18 protein-coding genes and 1 pseudogene are annotated in these 14,335 nt (G+C 66.9%); 1 reads left to right on the top strand and 18 read right to left on the bottom strand.

All coding sequences use genetic code 11. From position 1 onward, the window contains the following. Window positions 1–128: pseudogene (locus tag P2T65_RS16710) on the top strand (IS5/IS1182 family transposase); the annotation flags it as partial. Window positions 129–230: 102 nt separating this feature from the next. On the opposite strand, the gene P2T65_RS16705 reads toward P2T65_RS16710, so the two are convergent. The 18 genes from P2T65_RS16705 to fliF all read right to left on the bottom strand — a co-directional run bounded on the left by P2T65_RS16705 (window position 231) and on the right by fliF (window position 14,228). Continuing rightward, entirely contained in the window at window positions 231–716 is a 486-nt protein-coding gene (locus P2T65_RS16705) for a DUF2214 domain-containing protein (protein ID WP_276200234.1), read from the bottom strand. Beyond that, on the bottom strand, window positions 713–1,126 hold the full coding sequence (locus P2T65_RS16700; RefSeq protein WP_245316233.1) for a DUF6152 family protein: 414 nt from the start codon (window positions 1,124–1,126) through the stop codon (window positions 713–715). The genes P2T65_RS16705 and P2T65_RS16700 overlap by 4 nt, the downstream gene beginning before the upstream one ends. 101 nt (window positions 1,127–1,227) lie before the next feature. Next, window positions 1,228–1,938 carry a flagellar type III secretion system pore protein FliP gene (gene fliP, locus P2T65_RS16695; RefSeq protein WP_276200240.1) on the bottom strand — a complete coding sequence of 237 codons (711 nt, stop codon included), beginning with the start codon at window positions 1,936–1,938 and terminating at the stop codon, window positions 1,228–1,230. Window positions 1,939–2,011: 73 nt separating this feature from the next. Continuing rightward, entirely contained in the window at window positions 2,012–2,509 is a 498-nt protein-coding gene (locus P2T65_RS16690) for a flagellar basal body-associated FliL family protein (protein WP_072249414.1), read from the bottom strand. A 27-nt stretch (window positions 2,510–2,536) separates the two neighbouring features. Next, window positions 2,537–3,253: a flagellar basal body L-ring protein FlgH gene (flgH, locus tag P2T65_RS16685; RefSeq protein ID WP_055457850.1), complete on the bottom strand. Its 717-nt coding sequence runs from the start codon at window positions 3,251–3,253 to the stop codon at window positions 2,537–2,539. Beyond that, window positions 3,253–3,759, bottom strand: a complete 507-nt coding sequence (locus tag P2T65_RS16680; RefSeq protein ID WP_055457851.1) for a MotE family protein — start codon at window positions 3,757–3,759, stop codon at window positions 3,253–3,255. Before P2T65_RS16680 ends, flgH begins: the two co-directional genes overlap by 1 nt. 90 nt (window positions 3,760–3,849) lie before the next feature. Further along, window positions 3,850–4,950, bottom strand: coding sequence for a flagellar basal body P-ring protein FlgI (gene flgI / locus P2T65_RS16675; RefSeq protein WP_245280461.1), 1,101 nt, complete (start codon window positions 4,948–4,950; stop codon window positions 3,850–3,852). Between the two features lie 8 nt (window positions 4,951–4,958). Further along, a complete protein-coding gene (gene flgA / locus P2T65_RS16670) occupies window positions 4,959–5,444 on the bottom strand; it encodes a flagellar basal body P-ring formation chaperone FlgA (protein WP_245282592.1) in 486 nt (161 codons plus the stop codon). A 17-nt stretch (window positions 5,445–5,461) separates the two neighbouring features. Further along, entirely contained in the window at window positions 5,462–6,250 is a 789-nt protein-coding gene (gene flgG, locus P2T65_RS16665) for a flagellar basal-body rod protein FlgG (protein ID WP_055457853.1), read from the bottom strand. Between the two features lie 10 nt (window positions 6,251–6,260). Beyond that, on the bottom strand, window positions 6,261–6,590 hold the full coding sequence (locus tag P2T65_RS16660; RefSeq protein WP_055457854.1) for a flagellar hook-basal body complex protein FliE: 330 nt from the start codon (window positions 6,588–6,590) through the stop codon (window positions 6,261–6,263). Continuing rightward, the gene (gene flgC / locus P2T65_RS16655) at window positions 6,587–7,009 is read right to left on the bottom strand and encodes a flagellar basal body rod protein FlgC (protein WP_055457855.1); all 423 of its coding nucleotides are present in this window, start codon (window positions 7,007–7,009) and stop codon (window positions 6,587–6,589) included. Before flgC ends, P2T65_RS16660 begins: the two co-directional genes overlap by 4 nt. Beyond that, window positions 7,009–7,392 (bottom strand): flagellar basal body rod protein FlgB, encoded by a 384-nt coding sequence (gene flgB / locus P2T65_RS16650; protein ID WP_055457856.1) that lies wholly within the window; start codon window positions 7,390–7,392, stop codon window positions 7,009–7,011. Before flgB ends, flgC begins: the two co-directional genes overlap by 1 nt. A gap of 83 nt (window positions 7,393–7,475) precedes the next feature. After that, entirely contained in the window at window positions 7,476–8,036 is a 561-nt protein-coding gene (locus tag P2T65_RS16645) for a transglycosylase SLT domain-containing protein (protein ID WP_055457950.1), read from the bottom strand. Then, window positions 7,987–9,333 (bottom strand): flagellar hook-length control protein FliK, encoded by a 1,347-nt coding sequence (locus P2T65_RS16640; RefSeq protein WP_063187163.1) that lies wholly within the window; start codon window positions 9,331–9,333, stop codon window positions 7,987–7,989. The genes P2T65_RS16645 and P2T65_RS16640 overlap by 50 nt, the downstream gene beginning before the upstream one ends. Beyond that, a complete protein-coding gene (locus P2T65_RS16635) occupies window positions 9,330–10,742 on the bottom strand; it encodes a hypothetical protein (protein ID WP_055457858.1) in 1,413 nt (470 codons plus the stop codon). The genes P2T65_RS16640 and P2T65_RS16635 overlap by 4 nt, the downstream gene beginning before the upstream one ends. Next, window positions 10,739–11,965 carry a flagellar motor protein MotB gene (locus P2T65_RS16630; RefSeq protein WP_055457859.1) on the bottom strand — a complete coding sequence of 409 codons (1,227 nt, stop codon included), beginning with the start codon at window positions 11,963–11,965 and terminating at the stop codon, window positions 10,739–10,741. The genes P2T65_RS16635 and P2T65_RS16630 overlap by 4 nt, the downstream gene beginning before the upstream one ends. Further along, complete coding sequence (locus P2T65_RS16625) at window positions 11,962–12,597, bottom strand: hypothetical protein (RefSeq protein ID WP_276200233.1); 636 nt, start codon at window positions 12,595–12,597, stop codon at window positions 11,962–11,964. Before P2T65_RS16625 ends, P2T65_RS16630 begins: the two co-directional genes overlap by 4 nt. Then, entirely contained in the window at window positions 12,597–14,228 is a 1,632-nt protein-coding gene (fliF, locus tag P2T65_RS16620; protein ID WP_063187202.1) for a flagellar basal-body MS-ring/collar protein FliF, read from the bottom strand. The genes P2T65_RS16625 and fliF overlap by 1 nt, the downstream gene beginning before the upstream one ends. Between the last annotated feature and the right edge of the window lie 107 nt (window positions 14,229–14,335).

Genomic DNA, 14,335 nt, shown 5'->3' with positions numbered 1-14,335 from the left:
TCTTCAACAAGATCAAACACTTCCGCCGTATCGCCACCCGCTTCGACAAGACGGCGGAAAACTTCCTCGCCGCCGTGAAGCTCGCGTCCATCCGCATCTGGCTACGCGGTTATGAGTCTACGGCCTAAAATCCAACTTGGTTCTGCATGGGGTTCAGGAGACCTCCCAGATTCGTGGGCAGTACGCCTTATCTGCCGCGGGTATTTCCACCACCATTCACTCCCCTCACTTCACAGAAACCCGATCCACCGCCCTGCGACGATGGCACCCATCCAGGTGACGAGCGACAACGCCGCCGCAGCCCGCACGCCGGGATGAACCGGCCCGCCCGCGGTGGCCGCCTGCCAGGAATTCCGGCGGCGCAGCAGGAGCGCGTTGGCGACACCGATGGCGACGAGGCCGAGCTTCGTGAGGAAGGCCGGGTTCGCGACATATTCGGCCGGGCGCACCGAGAACAGGAGCACGCCTGTCAGAACGGTGAGCACGATGCCCACCGCCGCGATGCGCGTCAGGAAGGACGCCAGCACCGGGAGCGGATGGCGCCGGAAGAGGCCGACGAGCCGCAGATCGAGCGGCACGATGGCGCCGACGATGAGTCCAATCGAGGCAATATGCGCCGCGTTGAGAAGGAGATAGGCAAGGCTCGAGCGCCGCAGCAGCGCCGCGCCCGGCCAGGCGGCGAGTGCCTGGAGCGCCTCGCTGAAGAACCCGCTCAATTGGTCCTGATGCGTTCAGGATAAATGTCGTAGGTCTTGCCGCCAACAGTGATGCGCACGGCCTTCATCCGTTTCTCGCCCGCATCCTGCGAGCGGTTGCCGATGGCGACGATCTCATCGCCGACCTTGGCCGAGCTTTCGACGAAGCCCGCCCGCTCCGTCTGGCGCGGATTGCCGAGCTCGACGCGCCATACGCCATCGGAGGCGGTCTCGATGTCGAGGGTCGGATGCGGGGGACCGATATAGATGTCGCGAATCGTGCCCTTGAGCTCGATCTGGTCTGCATCCGCCCATGACCAGCCGTGATGGGCCGCGGCGCCGGCCAGCACCGGCAGCACGAACATCGATGCGACGAAGAGGCGCGCCACGATTACGCGCGCGAATTGTCCTGCAGTGCGCTGCGAGCCCATGGTGCGCTCCCTTGCGGCGGATGCAAGCGGACGCAAACGGTAGGGAGGGCGCTACGTCCGGTCAACGACCGGCCGATCAACTATCGGCGAGCGACGAGTCCTCAGAAGAACGATCGCACCAGTCCGCCGACAAGCATGTTCCAGCCGTCGATGAGGATGAAGAACAGCACCTTGAACGGCAAGGCGATCACCGTTGGCGGCATCATCATCATGCCCATGGACATGACGAGTGTCGCCACGATCATGTCGATGACGAGAAAGGGCAGGAGGATGAGAAAGCCCATCTCGAAGCCGCGGCGCAGCTCCGAGATCATGAAGGCCGGAATGATGATGCGCAGGTCGATCGCCTCGCCTTCGGCGCGCGGCGCGAAGGAACCGGCGGAGAGGTCGTCGAAGAGCTGCAGGTCCTTCTCGCGCACATGGCGCAGCATGAACTCGCGGAACGGCGTCGTGACCTTCTGGTACGCCTCCTCGTGCGAGATCCGGTTCTCCGTCAGCGGCTTGAGGCCTTCTTCCCAGGCTTTGTCGAAGGTCGGCGCCATGACGTAGAAGGTCATGAACAGCGCGAGCGAGATCATCACGATGTTCGCCGGCGTGCTCTGGAGCCCGAGGCCCGAGCGCAGGAACGACAGCGCGATGACGAAGCGGGTGAAGCTCGTCACCATGATGAGCAGCCCCGGCGCCAGCGACAGCACCGTAAGCAGCACGATCATCTGCACGATGCGGCCCGTCATCGCGCCCTCGCCGCCCGGCAGGAGCTGGCCGAGGTCCGGCAGCTGGTTGTTGGCCTGGGCGAAGGCGGCGCCCGCCATCAGGGCGACGACAGGCAGGGCGAGCCCTGCAGCGAGGAACGGTCGGCTACGCAACTTCATGACCGGTCACCCTTCACTGCACGATCAGCGTCTCGATCAGCAGCTCGCGCACGCGACCGTCGGCGCGCACGCGGGCCCGCTCGTTGAGATCCTCGCGCAGGTGCTGCAGACCGCTCGGCCCCTCGATCTGGGCCAGCGTCAACGTCTTCACATAAGCCATCATGTCCTGGCGGATCTCGCCGCCCATGACGTCCGGATTCTCGATGGTGCCGTTGTCGAAGATGATCGAGGTCTCGAGGCGCACCCACACGTCGGCCGGCTCGGAGAGGTTCGCCACCACCGGCTCGAGCGTTTTGATGACGGTGTTGCCGGAATATTTGAGCGGACGCGGTGTACCCTGCGCCGCCTCCTTCTCCGCGTTGGCGAGGCGCTTGACGGTATTGGCGAGGTGAATGCCCGACAAGCTGCCGACACCGAGCGCGATCAGCGTCAGCATGACAAGCGCAGGTAGCCAGCGCTCGCCGCCGCCTGCCTCCTTCTTCCGCTTCTTCAATAACGGCGCCCGCGCCATGTGCCTGCCTCTCGCCTGCCCGCCGCGTCAGAACGGCACGATGAGATCGTAGATCTGCTGTCCCAGCGCCGGCTGCTGCACCTCCATGCTGCGCCCACGCCCGCCGTAGGAAACCCGCGCCTCGGCGATCTTGTCGTAGGCGATGGTGTTGTGGCGCGAGATGTCGGACGGCCGCACGATGCCGGCGATGTTGAGGACGCGCAGTTCGTAGTTGACACGAACCTCCTGTGAGCCGCTGATGAGGAGGTTGCCGTTCGGCAGTACCTCCGTCACGACGGCAGCCACCGTGAGCCGCAGCTTCTCGGAACGGTCGATCTGCCCCTTGCCCTTGGTGTTCGAGCGCGAATTGATGGCGAGGTTGCCGAAGATCGAGTCGCTCGTGGTGCTGTTGCCGTAACCGAGGTCGAGGCCAAAGTTGACGTTCGAATTGCGCGAGCGATCGCTCTCGTTGTCGAACTGCGCCTTGTCGTCCATCAGGATGGTGACGGTGATGACATCGCCGACCTGACGCGCGCGCGGATCGGCAAAAAGGTCGCGCGTGCGATCAGACCACAGCGAATGATAGCTGCCCGGCCGCTTGTAGGCGGCATAGGCGGTCGTGGGCAGCGGCTCACGCTGCACATTGAGGCCGTAGCCTACCGGCGTCATGTTGGGCTCGCGCCCGATCTCGTCCACCTTGACGGCGCAGCCGCCGGAGAACAGCGCGAGGAGAACGGCGAAAGTGCCGCAAAGGGTCGTCTTCATCACGATTTCTCCGCCGCTCGCTCACGCGGGGCACTGTCGATGAGCGTGCCCGTGAGCTGGGCGGCGCGCCCCGGCTCCATCTCGTTCAGGATGGCGCTGGAGATGCGCGGGTTGAGCCTGGCGATGATGGCGGCGGCCTTCTCGTCCTTGAGACTGGCGAGTTGCTGGGCCGCGGCATCGGGCCGCATGCGACTGAAGATGGCGACGAGCCCCTCGTCCGCCTGTTTCAGGAACTCGTTGCGCCGGCGCAGCCACTCCTCGTATTCGGCCCGCTTCTTCTCCAGCTGAACGATGCGCTGCTCGATGTCCTTCTCGAGCGAGGAGAGTGTCTGCATCTGCCAGGCGAAGCGCGCGTCTGCCGCTGCGTCGGCCACATTGGCGCAATAGGGATTGGTGCGGGCCGCCTCCGCCTGGGCGCGCGCCGTCTGCACCGCATCCTGGGCCGCGGCCCCGTAGCCGAGCCCGGCAATCGCACCCGCAACGGTGATCGTGGCAAACATGCGCATGATCAGCGACCTTTCCTCCCGTCGCGCGGGTCGAGCGTGTCTTCCCGCATCCACTGTCCGCCTGTCCTTCCGCCGCACTTCACGAGGGTCTCACTGCACGACGAGGTCGGCCTGCAGGGCGCCGGACGTCTTGATGGCCTGCAGGATGGAGATGATGTCGCTCGGCTTCAGGCCGACCTGGTTGAGACCGCGCACGAGCGTCTGCAGGTTGGAGCCCTCGATGATGCCGACGCGGCCCGTCTGCTCGCGCGCCTGCACCTCCGTGCGCGGCACGACGACGGTCTGACCCTCCGAGAACGGCTCTGGCTGCGAGACCATCGGCGTTTCCGTGACCCGGACCGTCAGGTTGCCGTGGGTCACGGCAACGGTCGATATCTGCACGTCGGCGCCGATGACGACAGTACCGGTGCGCTGGTCGATAACCACGCGCGCCGGTGTGTCCGGCGCCACCCTCAGTTCGCCTATCTCAGCGATGAAACGGGCCGGATTGACGTTCGCTGGCCGCTCCAGGACCACACTGCGGAAATCGCGCTCCCCTGCGACGCGCCGGCCAAAGCGGCGCATGGAATAGGCGTTGATGGCATCAGCGATGCTTGCCGCCGTCCTGAAGTCCGGGTTGTGCAGTTGCAGGACGAGCCGCCCGATGTCGCGCAGCCCGCCGGGCACCGTGCGCTCGACGAGCGCGCCGTTCGGGATGCGGCCGGCCGTCGGTACGCCTTGGGTCAACGTCTCCGCCTCGCCCTGAGCCGAGAAGCCGGACACGGCGATCGGCCCCTGCGCCACGGCATAGACCTGGGCGTCGCCGCCCGTCAGCGGCGTCACGAGCAGCGTCCCACCCCGCAGCGATGTCGCGTCGCCCATGGAGGACACGGTGACGTCGATACGCGAGCCGACACCGGCGAAGGCCGGGATGTTGGCCGTCACCATCACCGCGGCGACATTGCGCGTGCGCAGGTTGCTGCCACGCACGTTCACGCCCATGTAGTCGAGCATCGACTGTAGCGACTGCTCGGTGAAGGGCGAGTTGCGCAGCGTGTCGCCTGTCCCGGACAGGCCGGTGACGAGGCCGTAGCCGATGAGCTGGTTGTCGCGCACGCCCTGGATGCTGGCAATATCCTTGATGCGCGTTGCAGCCGCCGCGGGCCCGCCGAGCAATAATGCGCCGATGACGCAGGTGGCGATGGCAAACATGGGCCGCATCATGGGACGCCCACCCGGATCGATCCATCCGGCTGCACGACGCCCGAGACGATGAGCCCACTGTCAACATTGCGCACGCGGATATGCTCTCCCGCGCCCGCCGACTGCAGGGGCGTCGCGAGCGCCGTGATGATGAGCCCGTCCGCCTCGAAGACGAGCCGTGCGGCAACGCCGCGCTTCACGATTTCGGGCTCGCTCACCGCGTTGTAGGGGATCGGGTTGCCCGGAAGCAGCATGCGCCGCGCGCTCTTGCCGATCACCTGCCCAGCGTCCACGACGCTGGCGAAGCGGGCCGTGTAGCCGGGCGGGAAGGCTCGTTCGGTCAGCATGCTCTCCGTGATGACATCGCCGGGCCGGATGGTCATCGCCGGGACCGGCAGCATGTCAGCGCGCACAAGCGTCGGCGTGAGCGCCGCCAACATGGCAATGAGGCCGGCCAGGGGCCGGATCATGCCGGACATGCGCGATGCTGTGCCGGTTGCCATGGCGATCACCAGTCCGATCAACGGATGCCCTTGGAGACGGTGGCCGCCATCTCGTCCGCAGCCTGGATGACCTTCGAGTTCATCTCGTAGGCGCGCTGGGCGCTGATGAGTTCTGTGATCTCCTTGACCGGATCCACGTTCGAGGATTCTAGATAGCCTTGCAGGATCTTGCCGTAGCCAGGGTCGCCGGCCACGCCGAGGACGGCCTCTCCAGAAGCGGTCGTCTCGCGGTAGAGGTTGTCGCCGAGAGGTTCGAGTCCGGCATCATTGGCGAAATTCGCCATGACGAGCTGGCCGAGTTCCTGCGGCGCTGCCTCGCCCGCCACCTTTGCGAAGACCTGGCCGGTGGCATTGACCGAGATCTCGATGGTGTTTTCCGGCACCACGATGTTCGGCTGGACGAGATAGCCCTCGATGGTCACGAGCTGTCTGTCGGCATTCTTGTTGAAGGAGCCCGCGCGCGTATAGAGGAGCTCGCCATCCGGCCCCGTGACCTGGAACCAGCCGCGGCCGTTGATGGCAAGATCGAGCTCGTTCGTCGTCTGGGTCAGCGGCCCCTGCCGGTGCACGTAGCGGATGGCCGCCGCCCGCACGCCGAGGCCGAGCGTTGCCCCTTCCGGGATCGGCGCCGTATCGGCGACGTTCGGAATGCCCTGCATCCGCTCAACTTGATAGAGCAGGTCAGCGAACTCGGCACGCGCCCGCTTGTAGGCCGTGGTGTTGATGTTGGCGATGTTGTTGGCGATGACCTCAACATTGGTCTGCTGGGCGTTCATGCCCGTCGCCGCGATGGCGAGTGCTCTCATCGGATCCTCCTCAGATCGCCATCCGGCTGATTTCCTGGTACGCCGAAACGACCTTGTCGCGGATCGCGATGGCCGTCTGCAGCGTCTGTTCGGCCGACATCACGGCCTGCACGACCTGCTGGACTGAGGCCTGCCCCTGGATGCCGGAGAGAGCCGTTGCCTCCCCGGTGCGCATGGTCTCCACCGCCTGGCCCGCGACTTGCGCCAGAATTTCGCTGAAATTCGTGGTCTGGCGCACGGTGGCGGCGGCGTTCACCGCCTGCATCGCCGAGAGCCGTGCCTGGGAGATCGACTGCAAGCCGCCGAGGTTCGACGTCAGGGACGAGATCTGGTCAATCATGAGGAGCTTCTCAGCAGGTCGATCGTCATGGAGATCATCGAGCGCGCCTGCTTGATCATCTGCAGGTTCGCCTCGTACGAGCGATTGGCCTCGCGCATGTCGGCCATTTCGATCAGCATGTTGACGTTGGGATATTTGACGTAGCCATCCGCATCGGCAGCAGGGTTGCCCGGCTCGTATTCGACACGGAAGGGCGCCTTGTCCTTGCCGATGCGGTCGACCTTGACGGTCGCGGCACCGAGAGCGCGGTCGAGTTCACCCTTGAAGGTGACGGTCTTTCGCGTATACGGCTCGGCCCCGGCGGTCGAGCCGGTCGACTGGGCGTTGGCGATGTTCTCGGAGACGATGCGCAGACGCACCGACTGGGCCTCGAGCCCCGCAGCGGAAAGACGGGCGGAAGCCTGTAGCGGGTCGATCATCAGGATCCCTTCACGCTCATCAGGTACATGCGGTGGAAAGACCGCACGATATTCGTATTCAACGAGTAGTCGCGGTTGATCTCGGAGGCCTTGAGCATTTCCTGCTCGACGCTGACGCTGTTGCCCGAATGGACGATCTCCCAGCTGTCGCCCTTGCCGACCTTCGTCGTCCTGGCGCCCGCCTCGTCGATGCTGATATGCCGCGCGTTGGTGGCGGCGAGCGTCAGGCGCGTCTTGTCCATGACCTCCTCGAAGGGCAGGACGTCCCGCGCCTTGTAGCCCGGCGTATTGACGTTGGAGATGTTGCCCGAGACCGTCGACTGCCGGACCGAAAGCCAGTCGGCCTGGCGGGCCGCGACCTTGAAGAGATAGACGGGGTCCAACAGAACGCCTCCTGCTGTCGAATGCCGAGGCGTTTATAGGTTGTTAACCTTGCACGAAGCTGTCCGGGACCTTTCCCCGTGGCTCAGCCGCAGAAACTGCGCGCGTTGGGCGTCCAGGCGCCGAAACCGACAGCGACGAGGTTGGCAATGACACGGCAGACGTAGCGCTTCTGCGCTGCATCATTGTTCGGCCCCGCGTGATAGCGCGCCACGGCCATCGTCCAGGTTCCCTCGCGCTCCTTCAACTCCTTGAGAAAGCGGGCGGCATATTCGACGTTGCGGCGCGGATCGAGCATGCTCTCGAGCGAGGGAAAGCGGTCGCTGTGGTAGTGGTGGTTGATCTGCATGCAGCCAAGGTCGATCAGCTTGATGCCGTCGCGACGCGCCTCGTGGAAGCGGCGCACGGCCGCCTGTGCATCTGGCGCAAAATAGGCCGTGCCGTGGATGTTCATGGCATAGGGCTGCATGGAGCCGCGCCGGCCCGTCTCCGTCAGGCCGACGGCATAGAGTACACCGACTGGTACGCCGTACTTGGCGGCGGCCCGGGTGATCTCGCCCTCGCAGACGGAGCCGCCACTGGCGGAAGCGCCCGCGTTAGAGATAGATGCCGCTGCTGCTATCGCGATCAGAAACCCGGCCCGCATGGCCATCGCCCCCTCCCTCACGCCGGGATCCCTGGGCCTGTTCCTCGCCCCGCGACGACGAGGCGCCACGGCCGCCCCCCCAAGTCTCGCCCTGGAACGCCTGCTGGCCAGCAGTCTGCTGACCGCCGCCCTGCTGCAACTGGCCGGAACCGGCATCGGCCGAGCTTATCTGGAGCGTTACCACTTCGGGCCGGTATCCGGCCGCGCGCAGAACGCCGGTGAGCGCCTCGCTGTCGTTCTGCAGCATCTGCACGGTGCGCGCATCGCTGGCGCGCATGTGCACCTCGATGCCATCGCCGACGAGCCGCAGACGCACGCTCACGCTGCCGAGATCGGCCGGATGCAGCTGGATATGCAGGATCCGGACCGGCCCACCTGCGTGCTGTCCCGTCTGCGCCTGATGCGCGGCCATCGTCGCCGCGCCGGATTGCGCATTGCCGGACGCCAGGCTGCGCATTTCCCCGGCGAGCCGCTCGCCGAGCCGCTGCAGCGTCGGGGCCGGCAGCCCCTCCCCCTGCCCGTTTCCTGCGTTCTGTACCGCGACCTTCGGGGCACGCAGTGCAGCTGTTTCGGCCGCCGGAATGGCCTGGCGCCGGCCTTCGCGCAGCGCGACAGGCGGCGCGCTCTCGATGCGTCCCTTCACCCGCGGCAGCGCCTCCTCGACCGGCTCGCCCTCTCCGGTCTGCGGCTTCACCATGCCGACCGGCTCGAAATGCGTCTCGCGCCCGGCCACCGTCATCTTCGGCAAGGGGCGCTCCTTCGGCTGCGGCGCAATGTCGACGCCGAAGCCCTGCTTCGTATCGGTCAGCCGCTGGGCGGCTGCAGGACGCTTGTCGACCTCCGCCTCCTGCAATGCCGCGCCGTCCGGCTCGGCGGCGGCCTGTTTCGGCCCTGGTCGGTCCGACACCGGCAGGCTCAGCCCTTCGGCCCCGCTTGTCCGCGTGTGGCGAACGCCGCCCTCCACACCACCGCCCGCCTTTCCTTCCGCGTTGTCCGGCAGCGCTTCAGCACCCTCACCCTCGGCGGAGCGAGGATCGAGGGGCCCGGCTTCTTCCCCCGCGCCTGCCGCTTCGCCGAGCCGCTCGACCAGCGCCCGCAGCGATCGTGCGGGCATGGCGTCGGCCCGGTCCTCCGCCTGGGCTGCGGCGCCGCGCGCTCCCGCGCCCTGTACCTTCTCGAGGAGGGTCCTGAAGGCATCCCCCCCCTGCTTGTCGTAAGCCTCGCCCCTCGCGCCACTGTCGGCCGCCACATCGCGCTGGGCCGGCATGCGCAGGAAGGACGGATCGAGCATCGTCATTCTTTGTCTCCCTTCGCCCCTTCGAGCAGGGCATCCACCGCTCCGATGAGTTCCTGCGCCCGCGTGATCGTTGGCGTCGGCTGCTGTACGACGGATGTTGCAACGGGCGTCGGCCGAGCCGGACTGGCGGCCGGCGTCCCCGCCTGCAGCGGCTGCTGGGGATCGGCGGGCGGCGATGCCGCGCGTTGCGGTGCCCGAGCGGAGGGGGGCCGGTTGGCCGGCGTCGGACGGGGTGCCTCAGCGCCAGCCGTCGCCGCAGGCTTCGCGCCAGGGCGCACCTGTCCGGCCTTCGGCTTCGGTTCCTCCTTCTGCTTCGGCTCCGGCGCGATCGGCTCGTCGATCTCGCCCGTTTCCGGCAGGGCAGCCGGCCATTGGCGAATATGCCTTGCGAGCCCTTGCGCAATGTCGAGCAGTTCGAGATCCGCCGCCGACAGGCGCGTGCGATCGATGCGGCGCAACTCCGCGCGCGCTTCGTCATAGCCGTTTTCGGTCACGATCTTGGCTGCAGCCTGATAGAGGCGTGCACGTTCAGCCGTTTCCTCACCCGGACGAGAAAGGGCCAGTGCCTGCCGGGCCGTATGGATGGCCGCCTCGATGCGCCCTTCGTAAACTGAGGCGCGCGAGACGAGCAGATAGAGATCGCGCCGGGTGGCCGGGTCGAGACCCGAGAGCATGCCATCGAGGCGGCCGAACCGGTCCCGATCCTTCGTGAAATCGAGACGCGTCAGAGCGGCGGCGAAACGCTGCTGGAAATTGCCGGCATAGACGGAATGCCGATAGCGGCGCATGTAGCGCTCCGCCAGCATCTCGAAACGATCGAGGTCACCGAGCTGGCTGGCAACAAAGATTTCGCGGCGCAGGGCCGCCTCCTCCACCAGGGTTCCCGGCATCAGCAGGCGGGCAACGGCCAGCATTTCCATGGCCTCGGACGGCTTGTCACGCACCATGAGGGCCGCCTTGACAAGGGCGATCTGCCCGCCGAGACCCGGTGCCAGGCCGCGTGGCGCCACCGGCTGGAGCAGGTTGCGTGCCTCGTCCTCCCGTCCCTCGACATAGGCAAGCGCACCGAGAAGCAGCCGTTCGTCCACATTGGGCCTCTGCTCGAAGCCGAGGAGGTGGCGGATGACACTTGGTTGTCCACCGCTGAGCAGGTAGACGACGGCAGCCCGCGCGTTCCGCGGCTCCTGCCATACCGTCGCCGGCGCCGCCATGAAACGCTCCTCGATCAGCTTGAGCAGGGCACGCTGGCCGGTATGGGCCGCCGTCGAGCCCGCCGCGATCTGATCCTGCATGCGCTGCAGCGTCCGCACCAGCTCGTATGGCTGGGCCTCCATCTCCTCCCCAGCGGCCGGCGCGGCCCCTGCGAGCGCAATGAAGCCGGCAAGAACGGCGGCGGCCAGCGCCCTCACGGGCTCTCCTCCTTGAGGAGAATCTCGATGCGCCGGTTCTCCGCCGCATTCGGATCATCGGGAACCTTCAGCAGCCGGTCCGCATGGCCCTCCACCCGCTCGACCCGGCTGTCCGACAACCCGCCACGCACCAGCATGTAGACGGCCATGTGCGCGCGCGCCGTCGACAGGCGCCAGTTGTCGTAATCCGCCGAGCGGAAGGGGCGGCCATCGGTATGCCCGCGCACGACGACCTTGCCCGGACGCTTCGACAGCGTCTCGGCGATGCGCTGCATGATGCGGACCACCTGCGGCTGCGGCTCGGCCGAGCCGATGGCGAACATGCTGAAATTGGCCTCGTCGGTGAGGCTGATCAGCGTGCCCTCGCCCGACTTCTCGATCTGGAGATGGGGCACGGCCGCCCCCTCGCCGGAGAAGGCCGCCTGCAACTCCTGCCGAAGGGCCGCCAGTTCGTCGCCGGTCTCGGCAACCGCAGCAGCCTTTTCACCGGCCGCGCTCTCGCTCGTCGCGGCCGGGACGCCCGCCGCATCGCGCGCCAATGCGTCCGGTTTGACCCCCTTCGGCGCCTCGTTCACGGTGCGCGGCTCGCCGGGGGTTTCCTCGCGCGCAGGCCGAAGCGGTACCGTGCGCCAGTAGGTCGGATCGAACGGATCGCGGTGGGCCTCGCCACCGGTGATGCCAATGTCCGCCGTCTCGCCCATGACGAGGTCAACACTCGTCGGGACCGGCTTCGGATCGTTTGTTGCGGCTGTTTCGGAGGCGAGTTGCGCCAGGATGGCGTAAGGATCCTGGAAGAGGGCGCTGTCCTTGTACCGGGCCTGGGGCGCCTGCGCACTGCGGCTGGCAACGCCTTCCCCGGCGCCCGGTCCCTGCTCCCGGGGCTGGCGGCCGTCGTCGGTGCTTGCCCCCGGCCCCTGACCGGGCTGTACGTTGAGCGGCTGGCCCTGGTTGTCCGGCTCTCCGGACGGGTGACCCACGGTCGGGTCGCGCAGACCCTTGCGGTCCGTGACACTGTCGGCGAGCTTGAGCGGGTTGAAATATTTCGCGACCTCGCTGCGGGTCGTCTGATCGGTCACGTTGATCAGCCACATGACCAGGAAGAACGCCATCATCGCCGTCATGAAATCGGCATGGGCAATCTTCCACACGCCGCCGTGGTGGGCTTCCTCTTCATCCAGTTGGCGCCGGACGAGGATGATTTCGGAAGGGGTCTTGTCGTTCATGACGCGTCCTGCCCAACGGCTGCCGCGAGCTCGGCCGCCCAGCCGGCGAGCCGCGTTTCGATGACCGTGTCGTCGGCGACGACACGCACGTCCGGCCCGGCGCCGGGCACAAAGCGCACGGAGGCCGCCAGATCGCCCAGATGGCTGGCGAGTGCGGCGGCGAGGTCGTCCGACGCACTGATCTCGATCAGCTCGTGCCGTGTCGTCTCTGCCAGGGTGCGCACGGCATCGGCAAGCGCCGCCAGCGAGCGCTGGCGCTGGGCCTGCTCCAGGAATGGCGTCAGCGTCCGCGCCAGCGCGGCCGACAAGCGCGACTGCATGGAATCGAAGGCAGTGTGCATCGCCCCGGCAAGGGCCTCGCCTTCCGTACGCGCCCATTCGGCCCGCGCCGCCGCCAACTGCTCCTGAAACTGCTCGCGCTCCACGCGCAGCTTGTCCTCCCAGGCAGCTTCGGCGGCGGCCCAGCCTTCGTTGCGCCCCTTGTCGAGCGCCTGGGCGATCATGATCTCGGTATCACGTGTCGGCGGTTGCACGAAGGGCGGTGGCCCGGCGCGCCGGGGCGCCGGCTGTGGCAGCCGGCGCTCCTCCGCGTCGAAATCGATGAGAAAGCTGACCAGCGGCGGTCGCGGCATCAGGCGGCATCCTCCTGATACAGCCATTGCTTGAGGATGGCCGCCGCCTGTTCCTCACTGAATTCGACCATCTGCTCCAGCCGGCGCTGCGGCGACTGGTTCATGCGTATGGTGAGCTCCTCGATGAGATTGGCTCCTTCAGCCGGACCGGCGATCTGCGGCACCTCCGTCCCGGGTGGCAGGGCGGGCTCGCCGGTCGCCGCAGCGACTTGCGTCTCCTCGGCTGGCGGACGGGCGAGGATGGCGGCGACGGCCGGCTTCAGACCGAACCAGATGACGAGCAGGGCGACGACAAGGATGGTCGCGGCATTGATGAAGTTGCCGGACTGGCGCACCAGGAGTTCGCCGATGCCGATCGGCGGGACAGGCTCCAGATTGCGCGAATCGGCGACGAAGCTGACGGAGGACACCTTGACCTGATCGCCGCGGTCCGTGATCGCTCCCGCCGCCGATGCGACCAATTGTTCGATCTCCCGGATCTGCTGCGCGATCGCCGCATCGGTTGCGCCCTCGCCGGCCAGCGACGCGAGGCGCTCGCGATTGACGAGCACTGCGATCGACAGCCGTTCGACGCGGTAGCCGTCCCGCACGGTCTCCACCGTCTTGCTGGAGATCTCGTAGTTCGTGACTTCCTCGCGCCGCTGGTTGTCCTCGCTCGACACCTCGCCGCCGTTGGCCTGCACCTGCTCGTTGGGCAGGTTCTGCTGCACGGTCGTCGGGTTCTGGTTGTTGCTGTTCTGCGAGACCTCGGTCTCGCGGATGGTGCGGATCGAGCGCTCCACCCGCGACTCGGGGTCGTAGATCGTCTCATTCGTGCGCGTGCGGTCGGTGTTGAGACGCGCGGCGACGCTGACCTCGAAATTGCTGAGGCCGAGATAGGGAACGAGCGTCTTGCGGATGTTATCCTGGATCTCGAGGCTCACGGTGCGCTCGAGATTGGCCATCCGCCCGGTTGCGGCGCTCGCTGCGTCGTCGCCGGCGAGCACCAGCGTGCCGTCGGTGTTGAGCACCGTCACCTTGTCGATGCTCATGCCCGGAATGGCGGCTGCGACGAGGTGGCGGATGGCGCGCGCGGGCGTGACGCTGTCGGCCGTCTCCGTACGGATGACGACGGAGGCGGAGGCCGGCTGCTCCTCGCGCCGGAAGGAGCCGCGGTCCGGCAGCACGATGTGCACGCGCGCGGCCTTGATGCCGCTCATCGTCTGGATGGTGCGTGCGAGTTCCCCCTCAAGCGCGCGCACGCGCGTTACCTCCTGCATGAAGGAGGTGAGGCCGAGCGAACCGAGATCATTGAAAAGCTCATAGCCGGAATTGGCGCTTTGCGGCAGGCCCTTCTCGGCGAGCAGCATGCGCGCGCGGGCCGTGTTGCCATAGTTGACCAGCACCGACGTGCCGTCGGCACTCACGTCGAACGGGATGCCGGCATCCTTGAGAACGGCGCCCATGCGCGACACGTCCTCGCGTGTCAGGCCGGTGTAGAGCGGCTCCTGTTGCGGGCGGCTGAGGTAATAGGCGCCGAGCCCGACGACGAGGAAGACGGCAAGGCCGATGAAGCCGAGCGCGATCAGACGCCGCGTCCCCAGGTCCCGGATGTTGGCCCAGAGCTGTTCGGCCTGTGCACGAGAGGTCATGAACTGCTTCTTGCTCCTGCCAAAAATGCTCTTGTCGCCCTTGCGATGCGGACCGCTGCGGTTTTGGGCGAGAGACCAATGCCGCGCATCCCGCCGCAATACCTCGG

Source organism: Chelatococcus sp. XZ-Ab1, from assembly GCF_029309855.1.
Taxonomy (GTDB): domain Bacteria; phylum Pseudomonadota; class Alphaproteobacteria; order Rhizobiales; family Beijerinckiaceae; genus Chelatococcus_A; species Chelatococcus_A sambhunathii.
Note: the sequence above shows the minus strand (reverse complement) of the source record. Positions and strands in the feature narration are given on the sequence as shown.

Excerpts from the sequence above, each read along its gene's own strand:
- P2T65_RS16660 (WP_055457854.1), bottom strand. The coding sequence starts at position 6,590 with ATGATTGACCAGATCTCGTCCCTGACGTCGAACCTCGGCGGCTTGCAG.
- P2T65_RS16640 (WP_063187163.1), bottom strand. The coding sequence starts at position 9,333 with ATGACGATGCTCGATCCGTCCTTCCTGCGCATGCCGGCCCAGCGCGAT.
- P2T65_RS16625 (WP_276200233.1), bottom strand. The coding sequence starts at position 12,597 with ATGCCGCGACCGCCGCTGGTCAGCTTTCTCATCGATTTCGACGCGGAG.
- flgH (WP_055457850.1), bottom strand. The coding sequence starts at position 3,253 with ATGAAGACGACCCTTTGCGGCACTTTCGCCGTTCTCCTCGCGCTGTTC.
- flgI (WP_245280461.1), bottom strand. The coding sequence starts at position 4,950 with ATGTTTGCCATCGCCACCTGCGTCATCGGCGCATTATTGCTCGGCGGG.
- fliF (WP_063187202.1), bottom strand. The coding sequence starts at position 14,228 with ATGACCTCTCGTGCACAGGCCGAACAGCTCTGGGCCAACATCCGGGAC.
- fliP (WP_276200240.1), bottom strand. The coding sequence starts at position 1,938 with ATGGCGGGCGCCGCCTTCGCCCAGGCCAACAACCAGCTGCCGGACCTC.
- flgA (WP_245282592.1), bottom strand. The coding sequence starts at position 5,444 with ATGGCAACCGGCACAGCATCGCGCATGTCCGGCATGATCCGGCCCCTG.
- flgC (WP_055457855.1), bottom strand. The coding sequence starts at position 7,009 with ATGATCGACCCGCTACAGGCTTCCGCCCGTCTTTCCGCTGCGGGGCTC.
- P2T65_RS16630 (WP_055457859.1), bottom strand. The coding sequence starts at position 11,965 with ATGAACGACAAGACCCCTTCCGAAATCATCCTCGTCCGGCGCCAACTG.
- P2T65_RS16700 (WP_245316233.1), bottom strand. The coding sequence starts at position 1,126 with ATGGGCTCGCAGCGCACTGCAGGACAATTCGCGCGCGTAATCGTGGCG.
- P2T65_RS16680 (WP_055457851.1), bottom strand. The coding sequence starts at position 3,759 with ATGCGCATGTTTGCCACGATCACCGTTGCGGGTGCGATTGCCGGGCTC.
- P2T65_RS16690 (WP_072249414.1), bottom strand. The coding sequence starts at position 2,509 with ATGGCGCGGGCGCCGTTATTGAAGAAGCGGAAGAAGGAGGCAGGCGGC.
- flgG (WP_055457853.1), bottom strand. The coding sequence starts at position 6,250 with ATGAGAGCACTCGCCATCGCGGCGACGGGCATGAACGCCCAGCAGACC.
- P2T65_RS16645 (WP_055457950.1), bottom strand. The coding sequence starts at position 8,036 with ATGCGGGCCGGGTTTCTGATCGCGATAGCAGCAGCGGCATCTATCTCT.